The sequence below is a fragment of the Streptomyces sp. SID10853 genome (genome assembly GCF_010548145.1).
Taxonomy (GTDB): Bacteria; Actinomycetota; Actinomycetes; order Streptomycetales; family Streptomycetaceae; genus Streptomyces.
This window is the reverse complement of the sequence record NZ_JAAGLN010000411.1, coordinates 1-3,226: the sequence shown is the minus strand read 5'-3', so window position 1 is coordinate 3,226 and position 3,226 is coordinate 1. Positions and strand designations below refer to the sequence as shown.

Genomic DNA, 3,226 nt, shown 5'->3' with positions numbered 1-3,226 from the left:
CCGCCGACCAGACCGCCCGCCGCGCCGCCGCCCGCGCCGACTGCCGTCCAGGTGGCGATGGCCCGCGCGCGTGCGGCACCCTCCGGGACGGCCGAGGTGAGGATGGTGAGCGTCGACGGGGCCAGCACGGCGGCGCCGAGCCCCTGGACGGCGCGCGCGAGGAGCAGTTGCCACTCCTGCTGGGCGAGCCCGCCGGCGAGCGAGGCGAGCGTGAAGAGCCCGAGCCCGACGAGGAACATCCGCTTGCGGCCGAAGAGGTCCCCGGCCCGCCCGCCGAGGAGCATGAATCCGGCGAAGGCGATGGCGTACGCGTTCACCACCCACTGCAGCCCGGGGGCGCTGAGACCCAGGCTGGTACGCATGGACGGCAGCGCGACGTTGACCACGGAGACATCGAGGACGACGAGGAACTGGCCGGCGCACGCGGCGAGCACCACCGGCCAGGTACGGGTGGTCGGGACCGGCCTTCGTGGGGTGGTGCGGGCGTTCGATGAGGTGCGCAGCATGAGTGCCATCGTGGCATCAGCGCACCGCACCGGGCATCCGCATATCGGCCCAGTACGCCTGGTCCCCAGGTCCTGCGGCTCCAGTCCCGGCCCTCAAGCCCCCGGCCCCCCAGCCGCAGGCCCCTGGGCCCGGCCGGGCCCTCGCCCGGGTGGTGTCCTCGCCCGGGTGGTGTCCTCAGCCCCGCCGCAGCACCGTCACGACCGCGGCCCCGCCGAGACCGATGTTGTGCGCGAGGCCGACCCGGGCGCCGGCGACCTGCCGCCCGCCGGCCTCCCCGCGCAGCTGCCAGACCAGTTCGGCAGCCTGGGCCAGGCCGGTCGCACCCAGTGGGTGCCCCTTGGAGATCAGGCCGCCCGACGGGTTCACCACCCACCGGCCGCCGTGTGTCGTCGCCCCGCTCTCCACCAGCTTGCCTGACTCCCCGTCGGCGCACATGCCCAGCGCCTCGTAGGTCAGCAGTTCATTGACCGAGAAGCAGTCGTGCAGCTCGACGACGTCCACGTCGTCGATGCCGAGTCCGGACCGCTCGTACGCCTGCCGTGCCGCCTCGCGTGACATCGGCCGGCCCACCGCGTCGATGCACGAGCCGGAGGCGAAACTCTCCTCGGTGTCCGTCGTCATCGCCTGCCCGGCGATCTCCACCGCCTTGTCGTGCAGCCCGTGTTCGACGACGAACCGCTCGGACACCACGACGGCGGCGGCGGAGCCGTCGGATGTCGGCGAGCACTGGAGTTTGGTGAGCGGACGGTGGATGGTCTTCGCCGCCAGGATCTCGTCCACGGTGTAGACGTCCTGGAACTGGGCGCGCGGGTTGTCCGCCGAGTGCCGGTGGTTCTTGGCGCCGACAGCGGCCAGCTGGGCGGCGGTCGTCCCGTACCGCTCCATGTGTTCCCGGGCGGCGTTGCCGAAGATCTGGGCGGTGGGCGGCGACATCTCGAAGCCGTGTCCCGCGGCCATGATTCCGTAGTGCCTGGCCACCGGCGACGTCTTGAAGTCCCCGCTGTCGGCGCCGCCGCCGAGTGCGCCGCGCTGCATCTTCTCGAAGCCGAGCGCGAGCACACAGTCGGCGATACCGCCCTCCACGAACTGCCGCGCCATCATCAGCGCCGTCGACCCGGTGGCGCAGTTGTTGTTGACGTTGTAGACGGGTATCCCGGTGAGCCCCAGCTCGTAGGCCGCGCGCTGGCCCGCCGTGGACGCCTGGAAGCAGTAGCCGACGGGCAGTTGCTGCACCTGCTCATAGGCGACGCCGGCGTCGGCGAGCGCCTGGGTGCCTGCCTCCTTCGCCATGTCCCAGTACTGCCAGTCACGGCTCTCCGGCTTCTCGAACTTGGTCATCCCGACGCCGACGATGTACGCCTTCATGGTCCTGTCCCGCCTCCCGGGCCCGCTGCCCCGGTCACGCGCCCGGCTGCACCGCCGGGCGCCCTGTGTCCGGTCTCGCGCCCCACACTCTCGTATCTGACGCTCCGTCAGTTAAATGCATAGTGGCAGCGGGAGGCGGTCAACGGAAGGCCGCGGGTGCGGGGTTCGGGATCCGAGGTTCGGCCTAGATGCCCGCAAAGGGGCCATGACGCGGTCCCGGAAGAGTGAAGGCCCGTTCGGGGCGACCCCGTTGGCTCACGGGTCACGCGGCAGGCCGAGCAGCCGTTCGGCGACGACATTGAGCTGCACCTGGGTGGTCCCGCCCGCGATCGTCAGACAGCGCGACATCAGGAAGCCGTGGACGGCCCGCTCCCCCGCCCCTTCCCTGACCGCCCCGGCCGGGCCGAGCAGTTCGAGGGCCAGCTCGGCGACCTTCTGCTGGTGCGGGGTCTGCACCAGCTTCCGCACGGAGGCGCCCGCGCCCGGTTCGAGACCGGACACCTGCTGGAGGGTGGTGCGCAGCCCGATGCAGGCCAGGGCGTGCGCCTCGGCGGCGAGCGCGCCGATCCGGGCGCGCTGGGCGCCGTCCAGACCGTCCGACCGGGCGATGAGCGCTTCGAGTCCGGTGGGGAAGGTCAACTGGTCGGCCATGTGGACGCGTTCGTTGCCGAGGGTGTTGCGGGCCACCCGCCAGCCGTCGTCGACCGCGCCGAGCACCGCGTCGTCGGGCAGCAGCACATCGTCGAAGTACACCTCGTTGAAGAGCGAGTCGCCGGTGATCTCCTTGAGCGGCCTGATGTCGATCCCCGAGGTCCGCTTCATGTCCACCAGGAAGTAGGTGAGCCCCTTGTGCCGGGGCGCCTCCTGGTTCGTACGGGCGAGCAGGATCCCGTAGTCGGCCCACTGCGCGGCCGACGTCCAGAGTTTCTGGCCGTTGACCAGCCAGCCCCCGTCGACACGGTCCGCGCGGGTGCGCAGCGACGCGAGGTCGGAACCGGCGCCGGGCTCCGAGAAGAGCTGGCACCAGAGCACATCACCGCGGAGCGTCGGGGCCAGGTGCTGGGCGCGCTGCTCGTCCGTCCCGTACGTGAGCAGCGAGGGCACCACCCAGGTGGCGATGCCGAGGTCGCTGATCCGCACCCCGGCGGCGGCCATCTCCTGCTGGACGGCGAGCTGTTGGACCGGTCCCGCGCCCAGGCCGTACGGCTCCGCCAGGTGCGGCGCCGCGTATCCGGTGGGGGCGAGGACGCGGCGGGCCTCGGCAGGTTCGAGGCCACGGGCGGCCGCGATCGCCTCGCGGGCCTTCTCCCGGTACGGGGCGGCCTCGGCGGGCAGCTCCAGGCGCAGTTCCCGG

Annotated in this window: 3 protein-coding genes; all 3 read right to left on the bottom strand. The window is 72.2% G+C overall.

Annotation, left to right across the window (positions count from 1 at the left end; translation table 11 throughout):
* The coding region (locus G3I19_RS35635) for an MFS transporter (protein ID WP_164267824.1) at positions 1-506 on the bottom strand (506 nt) is incomplete at its 3' end.
* A gap of 175 nt (positions 507-681) precedes the next feature.
* Positions 682-1,872 carry a lipid-transfer protein gene (locus G3I19_RS35630; RefSeq protein WP_164267823.1) on the bottom strand — a complete coding sequence of 397 codons (1,191 nt, stop codon included), beginning with the start codon at positions 1,870-1,872 and terminating at the stop codon, positions 682-684.
* A 255-nt stretch (positions 1,873-2,127) separates the two neighbouring features.
* Positions 2,128-3,226, bottom strand: a 1,099-nt coding sequence (locus tag G3I19_RS35625; RefSeq protein WP_203601093.1) for an acyl-CoA dehydrogenase family protein, incomplete at its 5' end; no start/stop codon positions are given.